This is a genomic window from Gilliamella sp. Pas-s25 (genome assembly GCF_009795885.1).
Taxonomy (GTDB): domain Bacteria; phylum Pseudomonadota; class Gammaproteobacteria; order Enterobacterales; family Orbaceae; genus Gilliamella.
Genome location: NZ_WTEV01000001.1, coordinates 192,417 through 218,432 on the forward strand (window position 1 = coordinate 192,417; position 26,016 = coordinate 218,432).

Sequence of the window (26,016 nt, forward strand, 5' to 3'; positions counted from 1 at the left end):
TCGACGGTTGTGCTTCTGTGGTCATTATTATGTTTGAATTTGATCTTGTCCTACAGCTTCTTCAACAAATGTGCGTTTATTTAGTGATTGCTTATTTACTAAGTAAAACGCCGATCGTTATTCCACTGATGCAAGTAACGGTTCATTTGCCTCACAAATTAATTTGTTATTGCATTTTTTCATTATTTTGTATTATGGGCAGTTATTTTGGATTGCATATTGAAGACACCATCGCCAATACACGAGCCATTGGCGCTATCTTAGGTGGTTTACTTGGCGGACCAGTAGTTGGGCTTTTAGTGGGTGTCACAGGTGGGCTTCATAGATATACTTTAGGCGGTATTACCGCTGATAGTTGTATGTTATCCACTATTTTAATTGGATTGATTAGTGGATTACTGCATTATTTGCTAATGAAAAGGGGGAGAGTCGATCTTATTTATAACCCGCTTTTAGTCGGTATGCTAGGTTTGTTGGTTGAATCACTCGAAATGATTTTAGTGTTAATGATTTCAAGGCCTTTTGATGTAGTGTTGCATGCGGTCAGAAGCATTGCTGCGCCAATGATTGTTGCCAATAGCATTGGTGCTGCGATGTTTATGCGAATTTTGCTTGATAGACGGGCGATCTTTGAACGATATACTTCCGCCTTTTCTGCTAAAGCATTAAAAATTGCGGTCAGTACAGAAGGTTTGTTACGTGATGGTTTTAATCAACAAAATAGTACTAAAGTGGCTGAAATTATTTATCGAGAACTTGATATTGGCGCCGTTTCAATTACCGATCGCGAAAAGATATTGGCTTTTATAGGTGTTGGTGATGATCATCATTTGCCAGGAACACTAATCACATCTAATAGTACTTTAGATGCGATCGAAAAGAATGAAGTACAATACCTTGATGGGGCTCATGATCCTTATCAATGTTCAATAAATAAAAGTTGTCGTTTAGGTTCAACACTCGTTATTCCGCTGAGGGGAGAAAACAATACGGTTGTAGGTACAATTAAGCTTTATGAGGCAAAAAATACGTTATTTAGTTCAATTAATCGCACGCTTGGCGAAGGTATTGCTAGTTTATTATCTGCACAAATTTTGGCTGGGCAAAATGAGCACTATAAGCAGCTGTTATCTAAAACCGAAATTAAACTGCTACATGCACAAGTTAATCCTCACTTTTTATTTAATGCCTTAAATACGTTACTGGCTGTTATTCGTCGAGATAAAACACAAGCATCACAACTTGTGCAAAACCTTTCCACTTTTTTCCGCAAAAATTTAAAGCGAACGGAAGAAATTGTCACCCTAAAAGATGAAATAGAACACGTTAATGCTTACCTACAAATTGAAAAAATGCGGTTTATGGATCAGTTAACGATTAATATCGATATTCCCTCTGAATTAGAATATATAAAACTACCGGCTTTTACGTTACAACCTATTGTTGAAAACGCCATTAAACATGGTACATCCCAGTTGCTTGATAGCGGCAATGTAACTATTTTTGCGTATAAGCAAGATCAATTGTTAGTTTTAGAAGTGATTGATAATGCTGGCCATTACCGCGAACATAAAAAAGACACTAAAGGTTTAGGGCTTAATTTAGTCGATAAGCGAATTAAGATTCGTTATGGCGAAAAATATGGTATAAAGATCGCATGTAAACCCGATGAGTATACTAAAGTAATGCTAATATTACCTTTGCAAGAGGATATAAGTATTCAATGTTAAACGTTATTATTGTTGATGATGAATTGCCAGCACGCGAAAATCTACGCTGCTTGCTAGAAACTGATCCCAAAATTTGTATTGTTGCTGAATGTAATAATGCCATGGAAGCGATTCGTGAGATTCATCGACTTCAACCCGATGCCGTGTTTTTAGATATCCAAATGCCCAAAATAAACGGTATTGAAATGCTATCGATGCTTGACCCTGAAACGATGCCAAGAATTGTATTTTTAACTGCTTATGGCGAATTTGCGATTAAAGCTTTTGAAGAACAAGCATTTGATTACTTACTCAAACCCATAGAGCAAGAAAGGTTAAATAAAACATTGTATCGTCTGCATAATCATTGTTTTTCGGGAAATATTAATCAATTAGACGGTGTCAATCAAAAGCTAAAATATATTCCATGTGTTGGACATAACCGAATTTATTTATTAAATCTTGAAGATGTTTTTTATATAGCTTCTAAAATAAGTGGTATTTATGTATTTAATCAAACAAATAATGAGTATTTAACTGAATTAACTTTAAAAACACTTGAAGATAAAACCTGCCTTGTTCGGTGTCATCGGCAATATCTAATTAATCTAAAAAAACTTAAAGAAATTCGTTTTAATCAAGCTGGTGGTGTTGATGTGATTCTTATCAATGACGTTTCTGTACCGGTTAGTCGTCGTTACTTAAAATCACTTAAAGAGATATTAGGATTGTAAAAATTTAGATAGCTATTTGCTTTATAGCGAGTTTCTTTACCGCTAACTCGCTAATTTTAACCACTCATCTTCTTAATTTAACCTATAACCTAAATACTATTATCATTCTTAAAAGTAAAAATTTACTATAAGCTTGAACATAAAAAGACCTTTAGCAGGTACTTAATGCCTTAAAGCTATATAAAAATGAACCATCTATTGATAATGATAACATGCTAGTTTTTAATTTATCGTAAGCCATTAGGTTTGTAGCAATATGCGATATGGCATTAAGTATCAAATTAATCTATAAATCACAAAGAGAATCATTATGAATAATAAAGTATGTAAACATATTCCATGGTTTATCTTAGCTTTAGTTGGTGCATGCTGCTTAGCAGTTATAGCGCTGCGGCGAGGTGAACATATTAGTGCACTTTGGATTGTGGCAGCAGCGGTTTCAATTTATTTGGTCGCATATCGATATTATAGCTTATATATTGCTAATCGAGTGATGCAATTAGATCCGACTCGTGCAACCCCAGCAGTCATTAATAATGATGGTTTAAATTATGTTCCAACAAATAAATATGTATTATTTGGGCATCATTTTGCGGCAATTGCAGGTGCTGGTCCTTTAGTCGGTCCCGTACTTGCAGCACAAGTTGGTTATTTACCCGGTACACTTTGGCTACTTGCTGGTGTGGTTTTTGCTGGTGCGGTGCAAGACTTTATGGTGCTTTTTTTATCTTCCCGCCGTAATGGTTCATCTTTAGGTGAAATGATCAAAGGAGAAATGGGACTAATACCGGGAACCATTGCACTGTTTGGTTGCTTCTTAATTATGTTGATTATTTTAGCTGTATTAGCGCTAATCGTTGTTAAAGCTTTGGCTGAAAGTCCATGGGGTGTCTTTACTGTTTGTTCAACCGTGCCGATTGCTCTATTTATGGGGATCTATATGCGATTTATTCGGCCAGGTCGAGTAGCAGAAGTATCGATCATCGGTATTGTGCTACTTGTTTTATCTATCTGGTTTGGTGGGGTTATTGCTCATGATGCCTATTGGGGACCGGCTTTAACCTTCAAAGCAACGACCATCACTTATGTATTGGTTGGCTATGCGCTGGTTTCAGCAATGTTACCTGTATGGTTAATCTTAGCGCCACGAGACTATTTAGCCACGTTCCTAAAAATTGGGGTGATTGTAGGTTTAGCTATTGGTATTGTTATTTTAAACCCTGATTTAAAAATGCCAGCAATTACACAATACGTTGATGGTACAGGACCAGTTTGGAAAGGTGCATTATTCCCATTCTTATTTATTACCATCGCTTGTGGCGCAGTTTCTGGTTTCCACGCCTTAATTTCATCAGGTACAACGCCGAAATTACTTGCCAATGAAAACGATGCGCGTTTTATTGGTTATGGCGCAATGTTGATGGAATCATTTGTTGCAATGATGGCTTTAGTTGCCGCCTCAATTATTGAGCCTGGCCTTTATTTTGCGATGAATACGCCACCTGCGGCGTTAGGCGTTACTATGCCAGATCTACATCGACTTGGTACTGAAGATGCACCAATGATTATGGCTCAATTACAAGAGGTAACAGCCCATGCTGCGGCAACAGTAAGTACTTGGGGATTTGTTATTTCGCCTGAGCAAATTATCCAAACCGCAAAAGACATTGGTGAACCATCAGTCTTAAATCGTGCCGGCGGTGCGCCAACATTAGCGGTCGGTATTGCGCATGTGTTCCACCAAATTTTACCCGGTGCAAATATGGGATTTTGGTACCATTTTGGTATTTTATTTGAAGCGCTATTTATTTTAACTGCCCTTGATGCAGGGACTCGATCTGGTCGCTTTATGCTACAAGATTTATTGGGTAATTTTGTGCCATTTTTGAAAAAAACAGATTCAATTGTTGCTGGTTTTATTGGCACAATTGGTTGTGTTGGTTTATGGGGCTACTTACTTTATCAAGGTGTTGTCGATCCACTAGGCGGTGTTAAGAGCTTATGGCCATTATTTGGTATCTCTAATCAAATGCTAGCGGCGGTTGCGTTAGTCTTAGCAACAGTTGTATTAATCAAAATGAAACGTGCTCAATATGTTTGGGTAACTATCATTCCAGCTATATGGCTTTTAATTTGTACAACTTGGGCATTAGCATTAAAGTTATTTAGTCAAGATCCTCAATTAGAAGGATTCTTCTATTTAGCGAATGAATATAATCGTCGCATTGCAGAAGGAAGCGATTTAACTGCGCAACAAATCGATAATATGCACCACATTGTTATTAATAACTATACCAATGCTGGTTTAAGTATCTTATTCCTATTGGTTGTTTACGGTATCATCTTCTTTGGTATTAAAACTGCACTAAAAGTACGTAATAATAAACACAGAACAGATAAAGAAACGGCTTATGTGCCAATTCCTGAGGGCGGTGTAAAAACATCGATGTCGCACTAGGTTTTATGTAATAGGGTGCTGGGGTTAGTTCAGCATCTTATTGTCTTTATCAGATTTTAATCAAATTATCGCTTGCCCAATAATATGAATATTGTTGGGCATTTTTATAAATGATACTTTGTTTTAACAGTAAATATCTCACAGTTATCTTGATAATGTAACTTAACTAAAATATGAATATTCAAAATGTGAAAAAAATCACATTATTACTTTTGTTTATTTATTAAAATAAAAAATCGTGTCATTTTTATAGGAGATAAAGATGCCCATTACCAAAAAATTATTGTCATTATGTAACATTTTAGTGTTAAGTTGTTCATTTCAAGCTTTGGCTAAAGAAGTTAATGTATCCATTTTAGCTACATCCGATGTTCACGGTAGAATGGTACCTTGGAATTATGGTACAGATAAAACTGATACTTCAGGCTCTTATGCACAAATTTCATCGTTTATTAAAGAGTATCGCAATGCTCATGCTAATGTTATTTTGGTTGATGCTGGGGATATTATTCAAGATAATCAAATCGAACGTTTTTACGATGTTAAACAACACCCTGCCATGGCTGCTCTAAATGCAATGAACTATGACATTATGGTCTTAGGTAATCATGAATTTAATTTTGGGATGCCAGTTGTTGATAAAATTATTTCGCAGTTCAATGGTAAAACGCTAGCCGCCAATATTTTTTACAAAAATTCAGGAAAGCCTTACCTTCCGGCGTCAACGATTATTGAAAAAGAGGGCATTAAAATTGGGTTTATAGGTGCAACGACGCCATTTGTACCTGAATATGAAAATAAAACAGGTTATGTTGATCAGATGGAATTTACAATGCCTGTTCCAGAAATTAAAAAGCAAGTTGATCAGCTAAAACAACAATCTGTTGATGCAATTGTTCTAATTGCTCATATGGGATTAGATAATGAAAATAATAAACCCGGTACTGGTGTTGCCGATATAGCAAAACAAGTGCCGGATATCGATGTAATTATTGCCGGGCATAATCATCAAAATATTAGTGAAGAAGTAATTAATAATGTTGTAATTACTGAACCGCATCGTTATGGCACAGTGGTGTCGGTTGTGGATCTAACTTTTGATATTCAAGCAGATAGAAAAACGCTAGAGCATAAAAAATCAGAAACATTGCCAGTTAAAACCTACCCTGCCGATCCAGTAATTGAAGAAATATATGCGCCGTATCATCAACAGCTAAGAGAAATTTCAAATCAAGTTATTGGTGAAACCGATAGTGATTTAGTTCCACAACAATTGATTCATGGTATTCCCGCTGTTTATTTAGAAGAGTCAGGATTAACTAATTTATTGAACTCAGTGCAACTTTATTATAGCGGTGCTGATGTGACATCGGTATTAGTTGATAATAAAAAAGCTATACTCAATAAGGGGAAAATAGCACGTAAAGATATTGCCAATAATTATCAATACACAGCTGGCGAAACGAGTATTTTTGAAGTTACCGGTAGAGATCTAAAGGATTATATGGAATGGTCTGCGGCTTATTTTGCTCAAGTAAAACCGACAGATAATAATTACCAATATGATTCTATTCGCGGCGCATCAAAATATATGACTTATGATATGTTTGGTGGTGTAAAGTATATCATTGATCTAAGACAACCTGTTGGTCAAAGAATTAAAGAGTTAACATTACTTAATGGTAAACCTGTTACTGATGATATGAAAATTAAACTTGGCATGAATGCTTATCGCTATGAAATGCTGGTTAAAAAAGGGGGACCATTAGAAGGACGCAGAGTTGAATCAATTTGGAATTCTCGTACTGCTTTTGGTGATGAAGACGGTACTATACGTAATATGACAATAAAATATATAATCGAAGTGAAAAAAGGAAAAATTACTGATGAGTCTAATCATAATTGGAAAGTCATAGGCATTGAACCTTAATACTTATTATTTGTTAATTTATAATTATAAGTAATCAGCCAATAAGTAAATTGGCTGATTACTTATGCAGGATAATTACTATGCAAAATGATATTACTTTTTATCAACGTTTTAAGTCTGATATTTTAGCTGGTTTAAAAGTTATTACTATTCGCGATAATAAAGAGTCACATTTTAAAGTTGGCGATAAGCTTCGTGTTGGTACTTTTGAAACTGACGAATATTTTTGTACTATAAAAATAATCAGTGTTACACCGGTTACGCTTGAACAGTTAACTGAAGAACATGCAAAACAAGAGAACATGACGTTAAGTGATTTGAAAAAGGTGATTTCTGATATTTATCCAAATGAAAAACATTTTTTCGTTATTCATTTTTCGCTTTTATAACAAAAAATACGCATTGTTAATGCGTATTTTTATTCTGACAATCAAATAGAATTAATTTATGTTATTAATGATTTATGGGAAGTACATTTAAAATCAAATCGTCAACAGAGATAACTTCAACACGTTGACCAACGTTAAGATCTTGATCGCATCTTGCTGACCATGTACCGTCTTTGATTTTTACACGGCCTGAACCATTAATAATAGCATCAGTGACAACTGTTTTAATACCAATTAAGTCTTGTTGTGGTTGATTGATTGCGCCTTTAGCTGATTTATCTTTACCTTGCTTTTTGAGCCAAAGCCACCAAAGGTAAGCAGATACAAGCGTTAGTATTGCAAATAAGATCCACAAAATTGGCCAAGAAAGCGATAAAACACAAGCAATTAAACCTACAATAATGGCTGCAATCCCACTCCAAAGCCCGTATCCACCAGTGCCTAGTAATTCTGCAATTAGCAAAATTCCACCTAAAGCAATAAACACCCAATGAGGAGAGTTATAAAAAACCATAAAAAAATCAGTCATCATCAATTACCTTTAAAATCTATTCAGTAAAAATCTTAAACATAGTGTTGATAGATTTTGTCAAAAAGTTTCAGGAAACACTATGTTTAAGTATAAAATTTGATTTTTTATTTCGTGTTTTTAATCAATTCAGCAATACCGCCAATGCTGCCCATTAAACTGGACGCATCAAGTGGCATCATAATTACTTTACTATTATCAGATGAGCCAATTTGTTGTAGCGCTTCAGTATATTTTTGCGCAACAAAGTAGTTAATCGCATTAATATTACCCGCAGCAATAGCATCAGATACCATTTGAGTTGCTCTTGCTTCTGCTTCGGCTGCACGTTCGCGCGCTTCTGCTTGTAAAAATGCAGCTTGTTTTTCACCTTCAGCTTTTAATATTTCAGATTGTTTTTCACCTTCTGAACGTAAAATTGCAGCTTGGCGAACACCTTCTGCTTCAAGGATTTCAGCACGTTTATTACGTTCTGCTTTCATTTGCGCATTCATTGCAGCAATAAGTTCTGCTGGTGGACGAACGTCTCGAATTTCAATACGGGTAATTTTAATTCCCCATGGGCTAGTTGCATCATCGACAATACTTAACAACTTAGAGTTAATGTGATCACGTTGTGATAACATTTCGTCCAACTCCATGCTACCTAAAACAGTACGGATATTAGTCATCATTAAATTAATCACAGCACGTTCTAATTGATTTACTTGATATGCCGCTCTTGCTGCTTCTTGTACTTGAATAAAACACACCGCATCAATTTGTACGTTGGCATTATCTTTTGAAATGACTTCTTGTGATGGAATATCAAGTACCTGTTCCATCATATTAATCTTACGACCAATACCATCCATAAATGGAATAATAATATTTAAACCAGGTTCAAGCGTATGGGTATATTTACCAAAACGCTCAATGGTATATTGGTAACCTTGGGGAACAATCGTAATGGCTTTTAAGACAGTAATTAAAGCAAGTAAAACAATAACACCAATGACGATATAAAATACTGGCATAGTTCAAAAATCCTTATAATTTTTTATAATAAAAATGTTTAGTTATTCTAAGCATAATTTCAATATTTGACTAGTTATAATTGATTTTTATAATAAAGTTTATTATTTATCTATTTCATTGTTTTTTTGTACCATAATGCTAATACTCTTTTATAAGTTCTTACACATACAATAGGATATGTTTTGTAATTATATAAATTTATGTTGTATATAATTTTAAAATTATTAGAATTATCTCGCTCTAATTTTGTTCATTAAATATCAGATAATTTGCTGAAAATGTTAGATTAGTCGGCTAATATCTACTAATAATGACTAAAATATTATTTAACTTTATGGAAAATTTTAATTTTATTTAAATAGGAGAAAAAATGAAAGCTTTAAAGGCTGTTGTATTCGTATTAACAACCACCTTAGTTTTGGTTGGTTGTGATAAAAAAAATGAAGAGTACTTTTTAAATAACATAGATGCAGCTAATAAAAAAATGGAACAATGTAATAAGGCCTTTAATAAAGCATTTATGGCAAATGATGAAAAAGGTATCAAAAAAGTAGAGGAAGATACAGAATGCCGTGCTGCGGAGACTGCAATTAAAAAAGATAAAAAATTAAAATACGAATTAGAAAAGAAACGAAAAGAAGAAGAAAAAAAACAAGCAATAGAATCAGAGATGTCCACTATTAATAAACAACTTATGGGTTTGTCATGGAATGATTCTGTTAATGAATATTTAAAGGTTGAAGAATGTCAGAATAGATTAACATTCACGCAAAGAGAAAACCCTAAATGTGAAGCGTGGAAAACGATTTATAATGAAAAAGTAGATGAGGGCATAAAAGAGTTAAAACAACTATCTTTTGATGAACTAAAGCTAAAAATGCAGTCTCTTTGTAAATTAGATAAAAGAACAAATTCTAATTGTAGTATTGCTCAAAAAGCATTAGAAGAAAAAGCCGCTGATGAATTAACTAATGCTGATATTCAGACAATTGAAGCAAAAAAATCTCTATATTGTGCAGACGATATAGCTCAATTATCCGTTTGTAGAAGTAGTTGGGAAAAGGCTTGGGAAAATGAAAGCAACAAATTTGTAAAGTTATATATAGAAAATAATGCAGAATTTATTAATACTTATAATTCATGTGTTAATAAGCTACAAGAAATTAAATCTCAAGAGTTGGATTGGCAGGAAAAAAATAAATTAGAACTTTCAATTAAAGATGGCTATCCTTGCAGTCAAGTTAAAGAGGCTTACTTGAAAAGAGGAATGGGATATTCTAGGTTCGATAAAAAAATTGAAGAATAGCTGATTCTATATTCTTTTTCAGTTTAATTTTTAAGAGAATCACGAATTATTGCTTCTTAAATGCGTGAATGAAAATTTGATAATTATTTATACAATATTTTCTTGACAATAAACTAATGAACTAGTTTAATAGTACATAATTTATATTAAACAGATTAAAAATAATGAAACGACAATATTTTCTAACTCACATTCGTCAAAATACTATTTTTGGTTGGTGGTGCATTGCTTTTGGCGGGTGATGTGATGACGTATTGTCTTTTCTTATAAAACCCGCTTAGTGCGGGTTTTGTCGTTTCTAGTAGGTCAAAGAATTGGTGTGAATAAAAATTAAACATAGATAGAGAGTCAACAATGAACAAGCCAACATTAACACAGATAACCAAAACCATTGGTTATTATCAAGATCCGACTCAAGTGTTTTGTCAATTATGTAATAACCGGCCGGCAACATTACTGCTTGAATCGGCTGAAATTGATAATAAGCAAGGTATTAAAAGTGTTATGATTGTCGATAGTGCATTACGTATTTCGGCAATAAACAATGAAGTCACTTTTAAGGCACTGACTACAAATGGTGAAAAACTATTACCTTTATTGCAACAGGCTTTTTTAGACAAGTTAGTCAATACACAAATAGATAAACAAACCCTTAAATTGGTTTTTCCGGCTATTGATAGTCTGCAAGATGAAGATTCGCGATTAAAGTCACTCTCAGTCTTTGATGCATTACGCACATTGTTAACTATTGTGAATATTCCTAAGCAATGCGGTCAAGATGCGGTTTTTGTTGGTGGGCTATTTTGTTACGATCTTGTTGCCGGTTTTGAAAATCTGCCTATGTTATCTTCTGATCAGCGTTGTGATGATTTCTGTTTTTATTTGGCTGAAACATTATTAGAGATAAATCATAAAGATCATGTATCCATTTTAAAAGCAACGGCGTTTACGTCAGACGCGCTAGAAATAGAACGCTTAACATTAACATTAGCCGAGTTAGAAGCAACTTTAAATCAACCAATAAAAGCCATCCAACCCCAGTCGCTGGTAAATATCAAGGTCACCTGTAATAAAAGTGATGATGATTTCAATACGATTGTCAAAAAGATGCAAGATGCGATTGAGCAGGGAGAAATTTTCCAAGCTGTGCCTTCACGGCGTTTTACTTTACCTTGTCCTAATCCGTTATCGGCTTATCAGGTATTAAAAAACAATAATCCAAGTCCTTATATGTTTTATATGCAAGATAACGATTTTATATTATTTGGCGCATCGCCTGAAAGTGCACTTAAATACACTAAAGCAACCAATCAAGTTGAAATCTACCCTATTGCGGGCACCCGTCCACGTGGATTAACCGCCAAGGGTGAAATAGATTATGACTTAGATAGCCGGTTAGAGCTTGAAATGCGTACTGATAAAAAAGAGCTGGCTGAACACTTGATGTTAGTGGATTTAGCGCGTAACGATTTAGCCCGCATTTGTCAACCAGGTACTCGTTACACTAAAGAGTTATTAAAAGTGGATCGTTACTCGTTTGTGATGCATTTGGTTTCGCGTGTAGTTGGTCAGTTACGTAGTGATTTAGATGCGCTGCATGCTTATCAAGCCACCATGAATATGGGCACATTAACTGGTGCTCCCAAGGTTCGTGCTATGCAATTAATTGCCGAATCTGAAAAAGTTAAACGGGGTAGCTATGGTGGTGCTGTTGGTTATTTTACCGCGAATGGTGATTTGGATACCTGTATTGTAATTCGTAGTGCGTACGTAGAAGAGGGTGTTGCAACAGTACAAGCTGGTGCTGGTGTGGTTTTGGATTCTGAACCACAATCTGAATCTGATGAATCGCGTAATAAAGCGCGAGCTGTCATTCACGCGATTATGGCAGCACATCATGTAGAAGGTGAATTCTAATGGCTAATATCTTATTTATTGATAATATTGATTCCTTTACTTACAACTTGGTTGATCAATTACGTAATAGCAAGCATTGTGTGACTATTTATCGAAATACCATTCCTGCCGATGTTATTATTGAAAAATTGTCACAAATGCAAAATCCTATTTTAATGTTATCACCTGGTCCTGGCGCACCGAGCGAAGCGGGCTGTATGCCTGAATTGCTTAAACGCTTAAAAGGTAAATTACCTATTATTGGTATTTGCCTTGGTCATCAAGCGATTGTTGAATCTTATGGTGGAACAATTGTACCAGCCGGCGATATTTTGCATGGTAAAGCCTCGCTGATTGAACATGATCAGCAAGCGATGTTTAAAGGATTGCCCAATCCGCTACCGGTTGCGCGTTATCACTCTTTAAAAGGCGAAAATATTCCCAAAACACTCACTATTAATGCGCTTTGCAACAATGTTGTTATGGCGGTGCGTAATGATGAAGATCGTGTTTGTGGCTTTCAGTTTCACCCTGAATCAATTCTAACCATTCAAGGGGTAAAACTATTAGAGCAAACAATTGCGTGGGCACTTAATCCACCAGCACAGAAAGAACAACCAAAACAAGAAGCTATTGTTGATAAGCAAGAGTACAATATTCAACCAACACTAAATAAATTGTATTTAGGACAAACATTAAGCCAAGAAGAAAGCAAAGTATTATTTAATTTAATTATTCAAGGAAAAATTGAACCAACGATATTGGCCAGTGCAATTATTAGTATGAAAGTTCGAGGCGAAAAACCTGATGAGATTGCAGGTGCCGCTCAGGCTTTACTTGAAAATGCAGATGCTTTTGATATTCCCGATTATGATTTTACCGATATTGTCGGCACCGGTGGTGATGGCACTAATAGCATTAATATCTCAACCGCCAGTGCCTTTGTGGCTGCAGCATTGGGTTATAAAGTGGCCAAACATGGTAATCGTGGTGTATCGAGTAAGTCAGGTTCTTCGGATGTGCTTTCTGCATTAGGCATTAAATTAAATATGTCGGCACAAGCTTCCCGCCAAGCATTAGATGAGCTTGGCGTGTGTTTTTTGTTTGCGCAGCAATATCATTCAGGCTTCCGTCATGCGGCGTCGGTTCGTCAGCAGTTAAAAACACGCACTATCTTTAATGTTCTTGGACCGTTGATCAATCCATCTCGCCCTAAACGTATTTTATTAGGTGTGTATCATCCTGATTTAATTAAACCGATTGCCGAAACATTAAACATGCTGAATTATACCCATGCTTATGTGGTGCATGGTGCAGGAATGGACGAGGTCGCTATTCATGGCGAAACTTACGTTGCTGAAGTGAAAAATGGCGAAATCCGATACTTTACTCTGACGCCTGATGATTTTGGCTTACCAACATTTACCTTAAAAGATATTGAAGGCGGTACGCCTGAGCAGAATCGTGATATGCTGCTTGCCATTTTACAAGGTCATGGTAAAGCGGCTCATCAGGCCGCTATTGCAGCCAATGTTGCGATGTTAATGAGCTTATTTGGTGAACTAGATTTAAAACAAAATGCGCAACGTGCAATTGATATGATGCGTAGTGGTAAAGCCTATGCGCTATTACAACAATTAGCAGCAAGATAATAAATGGAGAATAACATGGCAATTGCAGCATTAGTAAAAAATGTTGAAATGGCAACAGTATTAAAAAAGATCATTGAAGATAAGCAAATTTGGTTAACTCAGCAGCAGGCTGTAAAGCCACTAGCGACTTTTCAATCCGCGGTAACCCCAAGTGATCGCAATTTTTATCAAGCGCTAAATCAACCTAAAACTGTCTTTATTTTAGAGTGTAAAAAAGCATCACCGTCAAAAGGATTAATTCGAGATGACTTTAATCCCGCTAGTATTGCTAAGGTTTATAATGATTATGCTTCGGTAATTTCGGTGCTAACTGACGAAAAATATTTCCAAGGTAGCTTTGAATTTTTACCGATAGTTCGCAATGAAGTGACACAACCCGTGCTTTGTAAAGATTTTATTATCGACGAATATCAAATCTATTTAGCGCGTTATTATCAAGCTGATGCGATACTATTAATGTTATCTGTATTGAACGATGATGAATATCGTCATCTAAGTAAAATTGCTCATCAACTTAATATGGGGATACTGACTGAAGCTAGTACTGAAAGCGAAGTTGAAAGAGCCATTCAATTGGGTGCAAAAGTAATCGGTATTAATAATCGTAATTTAAGGGATCTAACGGTTGATCTAAATCGAGTAAAAGTTTTATCTAAATCAATTCCTGACGATCGCATTATTATTAGTGAGTCAGGTATTTATACTCATAATCAAGTTAAACAATTAAGCCATTACGCTCATGGCTTTTTAATTGGTAGTGCGTTAATGTCTGAGCCAAACTTAACGTTGGCAATTCGCCAAGTAATGTTAGGCGAAAATAAAGTCTGTGGCTTAACACGCGCCGAAGACGCAGTAAATGCTTATCAAGCGGGTGCTGTTTATGGTGGTTTGATTTTTGTGCCAAATTCAGCGCGTTATATACAGCCAATTAAGGCACGATCGGTTATTGCCTCGGCACCACTGAATTGGGTTGGTGTTTTTCGAAATGAAGAGATTGACACCGTATGCCAAATCGCAAAACAGTTATCCTTGTATGCTGTCCAACTGCATGGTGATGAAGATGAAAACTATATCGAAACATTGCGACAAGAATTACCTAAAACTTGCCAAATTTGGAAAGCACTAAGTATTGGAAGCACCATCCCTAAACATGACAATCCATTAGTTTCACGCTATCTATTTGATAACGGGGCGGGTGGCACGGGTAAATGTTTTGATTGGACAATGCTTGCTAATCACAATTTAAATAATGTTATTTTAGCAGGTGGTATCAACCCAAAAAATATAAAGGCAGCGTTAGCGACAGGCGTGATGGGGGTTGATCTTAATTCAGGAGTTGAAGTTTCACCAGGAATTAAAGATAAACAGAAAATTCAAGCTGTATTTGAGCAAATTTAATTTTTAATTAAAAAAAAGGAATGGTTATGTCTAAATTAAACCCTTATTTTGGCGAATTTGGTGGGCAATATGTTCCCCAAATATTAATGCCTGTACTTGAGCAACTCGAGGACGCCTTTATTTCAGCTATCAACGATCCCAACTTTCAAAAAGAATTTAACGATTTATTAGTCAACTATGCTGGCAGACCAACTGCATTAACTTTATGCAAAAATCTAACTGCTGGCACGAAAACCAAGCTTTATTTAAAACGAGAAGATTTAGTCCATGGCGGTGCGCACAAAACGAACCAAGTTTTAGGGCAAGCGTTACTTGCTAAAAGAATGGGGAAAACCGAAATTATCGCCGAAACAGGGGCAGGGCAACACGGTGTTGCTTCAGCGTTAGCTTGTGCACTACTTGGTTTAAAATGCCGAATTTATATGGGCGCAAAAGATGTTAAACGCCAAGCACCGAATGTGTTTAGAATGCGACTGATGGGGGCAACGGTGATCCCAGTTGAAACAGGTTCAGCGACGTTAAAAGATGCCTGTAACGAGGCATTACGTGATTGGTCTGGAAGCTATGAAAAAGCCCATTATATGCTTGGTACGGCAGCAGGCCCTCATCCATTCCCAACCATTGTGCGTGAATTTCAGCAAATGATCAGCAGTGAAGCAAAACAACAAATCCTTGAAAAAGAAGGGCGTTTGCCAGATGCGGTGATTGCTTGTGTTGGTGGTGGTTCAAATGCTATTGGCATGTTTGCTAATTTTATCGATGATACATCCGTCAGATTAATTGGCGTTGAGCCTGGTGGTCATGGTATTGAATCCGGTGAACATGGAGCTTCGCTTAAACATGGTAAACTAGGTATCTATTTTGGGATGAAATCACCCATGATGCAAACAGATGAAGGGCAAATTGAAGAATCATATTCAATATCAGCAGGACTTGACTTCCCATCAGTTGGGCCACAGCACGCTTACTTAGATAGCATTGGGCGCGCTGATTATGTCTCCATTACCGATGATGAAGCGCTTGATGCCTTTAAGGCTTTATCGCGACATGAGGGCATTATTCCTGCACTAGAGTCATCACATGCATTAGCCTATGCTATGAAAATGATCAAAGAAAATCCCACGAAAGAACAGCTATTAATTGTTAATCTCTCAGGGCGTGGCGATAAAGATATCTTTACCGTATACGACATTTTAAAAGCAAAAGGAGAAGTCGAATGAGCCGTTATAAAAAACTGTTTGCCACATTAACAGCCGAAAAACGAGGTGCCTTTGTTCCTTTTGTTCCAGTTGGCGATCCAACGCCAGAACTGTCTTTTAACATTATTCAAACATTGATCAAATCTGGTGCCGATGCGTTAGAGTTAGGCATACCATTTTCAGACCCGATGGCCGATGGTCCAACTATCCAAAATGCTAATATTCGTGCATTTAAAGGGGGAATAACTGTTGAAAAGTGTTTTGAGATTTTAACTAATGTGAGAGCGCAACATGCTGATATTCCAATTGGGTTACTTATTTATGCTAATTTAGTGTTCAAAAATGGTATCGACAATTTTTATGCCAAGTGCGCCAAAGCGGGAGTTGATTCGGTATTGATTGCTGATTTACCTGTTGAATATGCACAAGAATTTACAGTTGCAGCGGAAAAATACAATATCGCACCCATTTTTATTTGTCCACCTAATGCTGATGATGAAGTCATTAAAAATATTGCTAAGTATGGTAAAGGTTATACCTATTTGGTATCTCGTGCCGGTGTTACGGGTGCTGAAAATCGCGCGAATAAACCACTTACTCATTTGTTAAAAAAATTAATTGAGTTTGGAGCGCCTGCTGCTTTACAAGGGTTTGGTATTTCCGAGCCAACTCAAGTTAGCGAAGTGATTAAATCAGGTGCGGCTGGGGCAATTAGTGGATCTGCAACTGTTAAAATTATTGAAGAAAATCTCAATAATCCAGAACAAATGCTTAGCCAGTTAGCAAATTTTGTTAAAACCATGAAAAAGGCAACTCATAAGTAATTTAACGCACTGAATTATCGGTACAAATAGTTGCATTGAAATATGAATTATTGTGCTGATATAAATTCATCAGTTATGCCTTGTTTTATTATTAAACACGCTAGAATTAGCGTGTAATGTTTTTTCACAATTTTAGGCATATGAATAAAACTACAGTGATTTGCAGTTGCATTTTATTGAAAATGCCGTATAATTCTCACTCATCTATCGCGGGGTGGAGCAGCTTGGTAGCTCGTCGGGCTCATAACCCGAAGGTCGTTGGTTCAAATCCAGCCCCCGCAACCACTTAAATTTTCATTCATAAACCAATCTATCCTGTTATTGTTTGAAAGTTCGAATGAAGTGGCTTCATTATAGTTATTTTTTGAATGTAAGCCTCGCATGTCGAGGTTTTTTTTCGTGTTTTGATTTAAGCGTGAGTTTAAAAGTGATGTTGGGCTATATGCCCTTTTTTATTTTCTGCAGTGGAGGTTTGTTTGGCTAATATAGAACAGCAATTGACCGATATTATTCAAGAGCCAGTGAATGCACTAGGTTTTGAGTTAGTTGGCGTTGAATACATTCGTGGCCGTTATCCTGTGTTACGAGTTTATATTGATAGTGAAAATGGTATAACTGTTGATGATTGTGCTGATGTTAGTCGACAAATTAGCTCGGTGCTTGATGTCGAAGACCCTATCAAAGATGCTTACAATCTTGAAGTTTCATCGCCTGGTATGGATAGACCTTTATTCACGATTGAACACTATCAACGTTTTATTGGTGAAGAAGTCGCAATTAGTTTACGTATTCCTGTTGCTAACCGACGCAAATGGAAAGGGCGAATTAAGTCTATCGATAATGAAATGATTACATTAACTGTGGATGATAGTGATGAAGTGTTTGCTTTTAGCAATATTCAAAAGGCAAACATTGTACCTAATTTTAACCTTAAATAGAGTACGGGTATAAAGGATGAATAAAGAAATTTTAGCTGTTGTTGAAGCGGTATCAAACGAAAAAGCGCTTACGCGCGATAAAATTTTCGAAGCGTTAGAAACTGCATTAGCAACGGCCACTAAAAAGAAACATGCTGTTGATATTGATGTTATAGTAAAAATCGATCATAAAACTGGTGATTATGATACATTCCGTCGTTGGCAAGTGGTTAATGAAGTCTCCCAACCAACGAAAGAAATAACGTTAGATGCAGCACAATATGAAGACCCATCAGTGCAACTTGGCGATTATATTGAAGAACAAATTGAATCGGTTGCTTTTGACCGTATTACTACACAAACGGCCAAACAAGTTATTGTGCAGAAAGTACGTGAAGCTGAGCGTGCCATGGTAATTGACATGTTTAGAAATCGTATTGGTGATATTGTGACAGGTATTGTCAAAAAAACCAATCGCGACAGTGTCATTCTTGACTTAGGCAACAATGCTGATGCAATGATGTCACGTCATGATATGTTACCGCGTGAAAATTTCCGTATTGGTGACCGTGTTCGTGGTATTTTATATCTAGTTGAACAAAATAATAAACCGGCGCAACTTTGCATTAGCCGTTCAAATCCTGAAATGATGGAAGAGTTATTCCGCATTGAAGTCCCTGAAATTGGCGAAGAGATGATCGATATCAAAGGCGTAGCTCGTGATCCTGGTTCACGCGCTAAAATTGCAGTTAGCAGTAATGACCGTCGTATTGATCCTGTTGGTGCATGTGTTGGTATGCGAGGTGCGCGTGTACAAGCTGTATCGAATGAATTTGGTGGCGAACGTATTGATATTGTATTATGGGATGATAATCCTGCTCAATATGTAATTAATGCTATGGCACCAGCAGATGTTGTTTCCATCGTTGTTGATGAAGATAAACATACCATGGATGTAGCTGTCAATGCTGAAACCTTACCACAAGCTATTGGTCGAAATGGTCAAAATATCCGTTTAGCGTCTCAGCTTACTGGTTGGACATTAAATGTGATGAGCACTGAAGATTTGCAAGAAAAACACCATGCAGAATCTTTTGCAGCAATCAATAATTTGGTTAAACATCTTGATATTGATGAAGGTCTTGCTCAGCTATTAGTTGAAGAAGGCTTTACCTCACTAGAGGAACTTGCCTATGTGCCAGTTGACGAATTACTTGAAATTGAAGAACTGGATGAAGATTTGGTTCAAGCTTTAAGAAGTCGAGCAAAAGACGCATTAACCACAATGGCACTAGCAAATAGTGGCGATAAACAACCTGCTCAAGAGTTACTTGAACTGCCAGGTATGACACAAGAGTTAGCCTATCAATTTGTGCAACATGACATCATTACTTTGGAAGATTTAGCTGAACAAGGTACCGAGGATCTAAACGATATTGAAGGCTTAACAAGCGAACAAGCTGGCGATTTTATTATGGCTGCACGTAATATTTGTTGGTTTGCAGATGAATAATTGAGGAAAAGTAATACATGACCAAAGTATCAATCGAAACACTGGCTCAAGAGATAAACACTCCAGTGCAAACACTTTTGCAACAGTTTGCCGATGCAGGTATGAAGAAAACCGCATCTGATACTGTTACACAAAAGGAAAAAGAAGCTTTGCTTGCTCACTTAAAACCTCAGCAAGGCCCAACAAAGTTAACATTGCAACGTAAAACGCACTCAACCTTGAATGTGTCAAGCGGTGGTGGCAAAAGCAAAGAAATTAAAGTAGAAGTGCGTAAAAAACGAACTTTTGTTAAACGTGATCCAGCTGAAATTGCCGCTGAACAAGAAAAGGCACGCCTTGAAGCAGAGCAAAAAGCGAAAGAAGAAGCCGAATTAAAAGCGCGCAAAGAAGCTGAAGAACAAGAAAAGAAAGCGGCGCAAGAAGCCAAAAAACGTGCTCAAGAAGAAAAAGCGAAAGCGGCGCAAGAACACTCAGCCGATCCTAAAGTAAAAAAAGCACAAGAGGAAAAAGCACGATTAGAAGCTGAAGCGAACGAAATTAAACGTAAAGCTGAAGAAGAAAGTCGCCGAAAACTAGAGGAAGATGCTAAACGCATGGCTGAGGAAGCACGTAAACTAGCTGAACAATATAATAAAGTTGATGATAGTGAGCAGCATGTAGAAGATGAAGATTATCATGTGACCACCTCTAAATATGCGAGAGCCGCAGAGGATGATACCGATCGGGAAGTTGAAAGTGCTCGAGGGCGAGGTCGTAGTGGTAAACAGACTAAGCAGAAAAAAGGCAGCAAACTATCTGAAGGCAAAGCAGAACGAGAAGAAGCTCGCGCAGCGACACGTAGTGGTCATAAAAAGAAAGGTAAAAGTACCTTACAACAAGGCTTTAATAAACCTGTACAAGCAGTTAACCGCGATGTGGTTATTGGCGAGACCATTACTGTTGCCGAATTGGCTAATAAAATGGCCGTAAAAGGCTCTGAAGTAATCAAAACCATGATGAAAATGGGCGCAATGGCAACTATTAATCAGGTTATCGATCAAGAAACGGCACAACTTGTTGCTGAAGAGATGGGACATAAAGTGGTATTACGTCGCGAAAATGAGCTTGAAGAATCACTTATGAGCGACCGTGATACCGGTGCAGAAAAAGTTGCACGCGCGCCAGTTGTCACTATTATGGGACATGTTGACCATGGTAAAACCTCATTACTTGACTATATCCGTAAAGCGAAAGTGGCATCAGGTGAAGCCGGTGGTATTACTCAGCACATCGGTGCTTATCATGTTAAAACCGCAAGCGGTGAAATTACATTCTTAGATACTCCGGGTCATGCGGCATTTACTTCAATGCGTGCGCGTGGTGCTAAAGCAACAGATATTGTGGTACTTGTTGTTGCTGCTGATGATGGCGTGATGCCACAAACCATTGAAGCAATTCAACATGCTAAAGCAGCAAATGTGCCGATGGTGGTTGCGGTAAACAAAATTGATAAACCAGAAGCCGATCCAGAGCGCGTAAAAGGTGAACTTGCTCAATATGGTGTAATGTCAGAAGATTGGGGTGGTGATACGCAGTTTGTTCATGTTTCAGCAAAAGCGGGAACCGGTATTGATCAACTCCTTGAAGCTATTTTATTACAAGCGGAAGTGCTTGAGCTTACTGCATACGAAACCGGTATGGCAAGTGGTGTGGTGATTGAATCATTCCTTGATAAAGGTCGTGGTTCGGTAGCTACTGTTCTTGTGCAATCAGGTACACTGCGTAAAGGCGACATCGTTCTTTGTGGATTTGAATATGGACGTATTCGTGCAATGCGTAACGAACTTGGCAAAGAAGTGACAGAAGCGGGTCCATCAATACCAGTTGAAATCCTTGGTTTGTCTGGTGTGCCATCAGCAGGTGACGAAGCCACCGTTGTGCGTGATGAAAAGAAAGCACGTGAAGTTGCCCTTTATCGACAAGGTAAATTCCGTGATGTGAAACTTGCTCGTCAGCAAAAAGCGAAACTTGAAAACATGTTTACTAATATGACAGAAGGCGATGTTTCTGAGCTTAATATCGTATTAAAAGCGGATGTTCAAGGTTCGGCTGAAGCAATTTCTGATTCATTACTTAAACTGTCAACAGACGAAGTTAAAGTTAAAATTATTGGATCAGGTGTGGGTGGTATCACTGAAACTGATGCATCGCTTGCTGCAGCATCGAATGCGATTATTTTAGGTTTCAACGTTCGTGCCGATGCATCAGCACGTAAAGTGATCGAATCAGAAAACTTAGATCTACGTTACTATTCTGTTATTTATGACTTAATTGATGAAGTTAAACAAGCAATGAGCGGTATGCTCGCACCAGAATACAAACAAGAAATCATTGGTCTTGCTGAAGTGCGTGATGTATTTAAATCACCTAAATTTGGTGCAATTGCTGGTTGTATGGTAACCGAAGGTGTGGTTAAACGTCACAATCCAATTCGTGTTCTACGTGATAATGTAGTTATCTATGAAGGCGAACTTGAATCATTACGTCGCTTTAAAGATGATGTTAATGAAGTCCGTAATGGAACCGAATGTGGTATTGGTGTACGTAACTACAACGATGTTCGTGTTGGCGATACGATCGAAGTTTTTGAAACCATCGAAATCAAGCGTACTATCTAATTATTACGCAATATGTTATAAGCAAGGTTTAGGCCTTGCTTATTCATTTTTTAAGGAAAATAGATATGGCAAAAACATTTAACCGTTCATCTCGAGTAGGGCATGAACTACAAAAAGAAATTGCAATTATCTTACAGCGAGAAATCAAAGATCCTCGTCTTGGCATGGTCACTGTTTCGGGCGTTGATATCTCGCGCGATCTTTCGTATGCCAAGGTTTTTGTCACTTTTTTAAATGACGATGATCCGCAAGTAATTGAACAAGGTTTAGCGGTACTTAATGACGCTAAAGGCTATATTCGCACGTTAATTGGCAAAGCGATGCGTCTGCGAATTATTCCCGAAATCAAATTCTTTTACGACGAATCGTTAGTTAAAGGTATGCAGATGTCGAGTTTGGTGGCGGATGTTATCAAGCATGATAATGAGCGTCATAAAGATTAATATTAAAATTAGCCCTGAATTTTGTTAAAAAGTTTCAGGTAACTATGCGTTTCAGTATAAAATAAATGATGAATATAAAAAGAACTCGCCGTGATCTTCACGGCGTTTTGTTACTAGACAAACCCCAAGGCATGACATCTAACGATGCGCTGCAAAAAGTGAAATGGTTATTTAATGCTAAAAAAGCGGGTCACACAGGGGCTCTTGATCCATTAGCGACAGGTATGTTGCCTATCTGTTTTGGTGAAGCGACCAAATTTTCACAGTATTTATTAGATTCAGATAAGCGCTACCGAGTGATTGCCAAACTTGGTGAACGTACAGATACCTCTGATGCGGATGGTCAAATTATTTGTACCAAACCTGTGAAAGTGAACGAATCGCAAATTAACCAAGCTTTAACGCATTTTCGAGGTAATATTTTACAAGTTCCAACCATGTTTTCGGCTTTAAAACATCAAGGAAAACCTCTTTACGAATATGCTCGCCAAGGTATCGTCATTGAACGTGAAGCTAGACCTATTACCGTTTACGACAATCAATTTATCCAATTTGATGCCATAAAAAACGAATTAACCCTAGAAATACACTGCTCTAAAGGCACTTATATTCGCACAATTATTGATGATTTAGGCGAATTACTGGGTTGTGGGGCACATGTTATTTATTTAAGGCGTTTGCAAGTTTCCAATTACCCGATTGAAAACATGGTAACGTTAGAACAGTTACAAAATATCGACCAAAAAGATGACTTACTTATGCCAGTTGACAGCCCATTACAAGATCGTCCAAAAATCACGCTGACTGATGCACAAGGTAAAGATATATTGTTAGGACGAACCATTGAACTTGAAAATACTACGCAAGTTGAAACCTTAGTGCGAATTTATCAAGACCAGCAATTTATTGGCGCCGGTGTAATGCAAAGTAACAAATTATCGCCAAAACGATTAATATCAACATTCATCAACTAGTCTTGCTTGGTTTAAACAAACGATAACGACGTGGCTGATGCCCCGTGATTTCGGCAAGATTCCCGTTAGGCAGCATTTTGTATAATAGGATAATCCTATTATACAAAATAGTAATTTTTCTAAAATTTATGCATAATTACTATGTGTCTCTATATCCAAATTTACAATATGATTTGACAAATAGATATATTTTGTAGCTAAAGTTCTTTTATAGTGACGTTTTCTTTTAACATTTTTTCTATAACTAACTCAACTTTCTATAAATGGCGGGAAAAATATGGCGGAATGGAAACTTCGGACATCAAACGCTTAAAGGAGCTGGAGGCTGAAAACCGTAAGCTTAAACAGATGTTTGCCGAACTGAGCTTAAAATCCCAGCTTCAGGAAGAAATCATAAAAAAGCTTTAGTGCCCACAAAGGCACGTAAAACGTGGGCACAGCAACTACAACAAAATCATTCTGTTACTATTGCTATGAGTTGTGCCATTGTTGGCTTAAGCCGTTGTGCTTACTATTATCAACCTAAGTTACCGGATGATTCGGTGATTGTTTCGGTGTTGAATGCTATCACAGACCGGCATTTACGCTGGGGCTTTCCTAAATGCTTTAATCGTATCAAAAAGCTCGGCTATAAATGGAATCATAAACGGGTGTATCGGGTGTATTGTGAATTAAAGCTTAATCTCAGGGTAAAGCGTAAAAAATGTATCCCCCCCCACGAACACCAGAAAAGCTATTGGTTCCTAATAAACAAGGTGAATGCTGGTCAATGGATTTTATGAGTGACAGCAGTCGTAATCAACGCCGGTTTAGAACGTTCAATGTCATCGATGACTTTAATCGTGAGGCGCTAGGCATTGATATTGCAGTAAGCTTACCGGCAGGGAGAGTTACCCGTTACTTAGATAAATTGGCTGAATATCATGGGTATCCATTAAAAATACGAGTCGATAATGGGCCAGAATTTACAGGAAAAACTTTTATAAACTGGGCTAAATCACATGATATAGCCATTGATTATATCCAGCCCAGTAGTCCTTATCAAAATGGCTATATTGAACGATTTAATCGTACCTATCGTACTGAAGTACTCGATTTATATCTTTTTAACAACTTAGTGCAAGCAAGGAGAATAACCGAAGAATGGTTAACGATTTATAATACCGAAAGACCGCATGAGGCGTTAAATAACATGACACCGATTGAGTATAAAACACTAAAACAAGCAGCATGATTTTCTACTTGAATCTTGTACTAAGTTTGGGATATTTACAGTGAGGTCTGTGTGCTGATATCATAATTAACCAGTCCATTACCTTGACGACGCTTACATTCACGTCCTGCGTTATCATAAAGCATACCGATTAATGGCTGCCCAGCTGATAGAAAAACTCATAACTGGACGATCTATTCGTCGATCCAACGCTATCCCTTTTAATTTGGTTGATAGAATCAATTTTCACATTTAATTAGCAAATACACGAAATTTAGGATGTAATGCGAATACATAGGATTTGTTCCTTATTGAGGACCACTCCATATTAATTTATTTCTTAGCTGATAAGGAACCAATTCAAATAATTTCTTTATTCTTTCTATATGCCCCCGATAATTTGGGGATATGTCTTCATTACAATTATCATAATAAAACTTAGCTTGATTATTTAAAAACCATATATCATGTTCTTTAAAATCTGTTTCTAAAATACTAATCATAATATTATGAACTAATTCAGCTTCATAAAAACATGATATATCTTTCGCCTTTCTAATCGCATTTTGAGACTGAACATTTCTAATATACGATAATGCAAAGTCTAACATTTCTTTATATATGTCACATTTATTCATATTAATTTTTCCTTTTTGGCAATGGTCTCATATCAGCAGGAGGTTTATCTGGATCGGCTACACTAATTCATACAACTTTTTTAAGGGGTAAGGTAAACTTATCACCACTAAAAAAGGAACAAATATGAATAAGATTAAACGCAAAAGACGAACATTCACAGATGATTTTAAACACCAAATGGTCAGTCTTTATCAACATGGTAAATCACGTAGTGAAATCGTTGCAGAATATGATTTGACACCATCAGCATTGGACCGTTGGATAACGCAATCAAGCCAAAGCGGTTCATTTAAAACAAAAGATAATCGCAGTCCACAAGAACAAGAGTTAATCGCGTTGCGTAAAGAGCTTAAACAACTCCGTATGGAAAACGATATTTTAAAGCAAGCAGCACTGATAATAGGACGAAAATCGCTATCCTAAAAGCAAATCGACATCGTTATAGCATAACAAAACTATGTCAATATTTAGGATTATCAAGACATTACGCTTATTATCAGTGTAAATTGAATAGACAAAAATCAGTAGGACCCTACGCCAATAAAATCGTGACGCTATTTAATCAGAGCTATCAGTCTTATGGTACAAGACGAATTCGTTTTGATTTACAGAAAGAGAA

23 protein-coding genes and 1 tRNA gene are annotated in these 26,016 nt (G+C 36.9%); 21 read left to right on the forward strand and 3 right to left on the reverse strand.

Features of this window, described 5'->3' with window-relative positions; genetic code table 11:
• Positions 1 to 29 precede the first annotated feature (29 nt).
• The 5 genes from GQ593_RS00875 (at position 30) to yqfB (ending at position 7,220) form a co-directional block, all read left to right on the forward strand.
• Positions 30 to 1,730: a sensor histidine kinase gene (locus GQ593_RS00875; RefSeq protein WP_160430190.1), complete on the forward strand. Its 1,701-nt coding sequence runs from the start codon at positions 30 to 32 to the stop codon at positions 1,728 to 1,730.
• Positions 1,724 to 2,443: a two-component system response regulator BtsR gene (gene btsR / locus GQ593_RS00880; protein WP_160430191.1), complete on the forward strand. Its 720-nt coding sequence runs from the start codon at positions 1,724 to 1,726 to the stop codon at positions 2,441 to 2,443. Before GQ593_RS00875 ends, btsR begins: the two co-directional genes overlap by 7 nt.
• A gap of 310 nt (positions 2,444 to 2,753) precedes the next feature.
• Positions 2,754 to 4,901: a carbon starvation CstA family protein gene (locus GQ593_RS00885; protein WP_202115319.1), complete on the forward strand. Its 2,148-nt coding sequence runs from the start codon at positions 2,754 to 2,756 to the stop codon at positions 4,899 to 4,901.
• 262 nt (positions 4,902 to 5,163) lie between these two features.
• Entirely contained in the window at positions 5,164 to 6,831 is a 1,668-nt protein-coding gene (locus GQ593_RS00890; protein ID WP_160430192.1) for a bifunctional metallophosphatase/5'-nucleotidase, read from the forward strand.
• Positions 6,832 to 6,911: 80 nt separating this feature from the next.
• Entirely contained in the window at positions 6,912 to 7,220 is a 309-nt protein-coding gene (gene yqfB, locus GQ593_RS00895) for a N(4)-acetylcytidine aminohydrolase (RefSeq protein WP_160430193.1), read from the forward strand.
• Positions 7,221 to 7,284: 64 nt separating this feature from the next.
• Here yqfB and GQ593_RS00900 read toward each other — a convergent pair whose 3' ends face one another.
• The gene (locus GQ593_RS00900) at positions 7,285 to 7,752 is read right to left on the reverse strand and encodes an NfeD family protein (RefSeq protein WP_237397654.1); all 468 of its coding nucleotides are present in this window, start codon (positions 7,750 to 7,752) and stop codon (positions 7,285 to 7,287) included.
• A 104-nt stretch (positions 7,753 to 7,856) separates the two neighbouring features.
• Positions 7,857 to 8,765, reverse strand: coding sequence for an SPFH domain-containing protein (locus GQ593_RS00905; RefSeq protein ID WP_160430195.1), 909 nt, complete (start codon positions 8,763 to 8,765; stop codon positions 7,857 to 7,859).
• A 371-nt stretch (positions 8,766 to 9,136) separates the two neighbouring features.
• Between GQ593_RS00905 and GQ593_RS00910 the strand changes: the two genes are divergently transcribed.
• The 15 genes from GQ593_RS00910 (at position 9,137) to GQ593_RS00980 (ending at position 24,779) form a co-directional block, all read left to right on the forward strand.
• The gene (locus GQ593_RS00910) at positions 9,137 to 10,072 is read left to right on the forward strand and encodes a hypothetical protein (RefSeq protein WP_160430196.1); all 936 of its coding nucleotides are present in this window, start codon (positions 9,137 to 9,139) and stop codon (positions 10,070 to 10,072) included.
• Positions 10,073 to 10,426: 354 nt separating this feature from the next.
• A complete protein-coding gene (locus GQ593_RS00915) occupies positions 10,427 to 11,989 on the forward strand; it encodes an anthranilate synthase component 1 (protein WP_160430197.1) in 1,563 nt (520 codons plus the stop codon).
• Positions 11,989 to 13,620 (forward strand): bifunctional anthranilate synthase glutamate amidotransferase component TrpG/anthranilate phosphoribosyltransferase TrpD, encoded by a 1,632-nt coding sequence (trpD, locus tag GQ593_RS00920; protein WP_160430198.1) that lies wholly within the window; start codon positions 11,989 to 11,991, stop codon positions 13,618 to 13,620. Before GQ593_RS00915 ends, trpD begins: the two co-directional genes overlap by 1 nt.
• A 15-nt stretch (positions 13,621 to 13,635) precedes the next feature.
• Complete coding sequence (trpCF, locus tag GQ593_RS00925) at positions 13,636 to 15,018, forward strand: bifunctional indole-3-glycerol-phosphate synthase TrpC/phosphoribosylanthranilate isomerase TrpF (RefSeq protein WP_160430199.1); 1,383 nt, start codon at positions 13,636 to 13,638, stop codon at positions 15,016 to 15,018.
• A 26-nt stretch (positions 15,019 to 15,044) separates the two neighbouring features.
• Entirely contained in the window at positions 15,045 to 16,238 is a 1,194-nt protein-coding gene (trpB, locus tag GQ593_RS00930) for a tryptophan synthase subunit beta (RefSeq protein WP_160430200.1), read from the forward strand.
• Complete coding sequence (trpA, locus tag GQ593_RS00935; RefSeq protein ID WP_160430201.1) at positions 16,235 to 17,041, forward strand: tryptophan synthase subunit alpha; 807 nt, start codon at positions 16,235 to 16,237, stop codon at positions 17,039 to 17,041. The genes trpB and trpA overlap by 4 nt, the downstream gene beginning before the upstream one ends.
• Positions 17,042 to 17,249: 208 nt before the next feature.
• A tRNA-Met gene (locus tag GQ593_RS00940) sits at positions 17,250 to 17,326 on the forward strand.
• 191 nt (positions 17,327 to 17,517) lie between these two features.
• Entirely contained in the window at positions 17,518 to 17,979 is a 462-nt protein-coding gene (gene rimP / locus GQ593_RS00945; RefSeq protein WP_160430202.1) for a ribosome maturation factor RimP, read from the forward strand.
• Positions 17,980 to 17,995: 16 nt separating this feature from the next.
• Positions 17,996 to 19,471: a transcription termination factor NusA gene (gene nusA, locus GQ593_RS00950; protein WP_160430203.1), complete on the forward strand. Its 1,476-nt coding sequence runs from the start codon at positions 17,996 to 17,998 to the stop codon at positions 19,469 to 19,471.
• Positions 19,472 to 19,488: 17 nt separating this feature from the next.
• Complete coding sequence (infB, locus tag GQ593_RS00955) at positions 19,489 to 22,128, forward strand: translation initiation factor IF-2 (protein WP_160430204.1); 2,640 nt, start codon at positions 19,489 to 19,491, stop codon at positions 22,126 to 22,128.
• A 65-nt stretch (positions 22,129 to 22,193) separates the two neighbouring features.
• Positions 22,194 to 22,571, forward strand: a complete 378-nt coding sequence (rbfA, locus tag GQ593_RS00960; protein ID WP_085247488.1) for a 30S ribosome-binding factor RbfA — start codon at positions 22,194 to 22,196, stop codon at positions 22,569 to 22,571.
• Between the two features lie 65 nt (positions 22,572 to 22,636).
• Positions 22,637 to 23,545: a tRNA pseudouridine(55) synthase TruB gene (gene truB, locus GQ593_RS00965; protein ID WP_160430205.1), complete on the forward strand. Its 909-nt coding sequence runs from the start codon at positions 22,637 to 22,639 to the stop codon at positions 23,543 to 23,545.
• A 213-nt stretch (positions 23,546 to 23,758) separates the two neighbouring features.
• Complete coding sequence (locus GQ593_RS13740; protein WP_160430206.1) at positions 23,759 to 23,953, forward strand: transposase; 195 nt, start codon at positions 23,759 to 23,761, stop codon at positions 23,951 to 23,953.
• Positions 23,953 to 24,327, forward strand: a complete 375-nt coding sequence (locus GQ593_RS00975) for an IS3 family transposase (protein WP_160430207.1) — start codon at positions 23,953 to 23,955, stop codon at positions 24,325 to 24,327. The genes GQ593_RS13740 and GQ593_RS00975 overlap by 1 nt, the downstream gene beginning before the upstream one ends.
• Positions 24,249 to 24,779 (forward strand): integrase core domain-containing protein, encoded by a 531-nt coding sequence (locus GQ593_RS00980; RefSeq protein ID WP_237397655.1) that lies wholly within the window; start codon positions 24,249 to 24,251, stop codon positions 24,777 to 24,779. The genes GQ593_RS00975 and GQ593_RS00980 overlap by 79 nt, the downstream gene beginning before the upstream one ends.
• 287 nt (positions 24,780 to 25,066) lie before the next feature.
• Here GQ593_RS00980 and GQ593_RS00985 read toward each other — a convergent pair whose 3' ends face one another.
• Positions 25,067 to 25,396 (reverse strand): zinc ABC transporter substrate-binding protein, encoded by a 330-nt coding sequence (locus tag GQ593_RS00985; RefSeq protein ID WP_160430209.1) that lies wholly within the window; start codon positions 25,394 to 25,396, stop codon positions 25,067 to 25,069.
• Positions 25,397 to 25,520: 124 nt separating this feature from the next.
• Between GQ593_RS00985 and GQ593_RS00990 the strand changes: the two genes are divergently transcribed.
• The gene (locus tag GQ593_RS00990; protein WP_065585449.1) at positions 25,521 to 25,820 is read left to right on the forward strand and encodes a transposase; all 300 of its coding nucleotides are present in this window, start codon (positions 25,521 to 25,523) and stop codon (positions 25,818 to 25,820) included.
• Positions 25,821 to 26,016 lie beyond the last annotated feature (196 nt).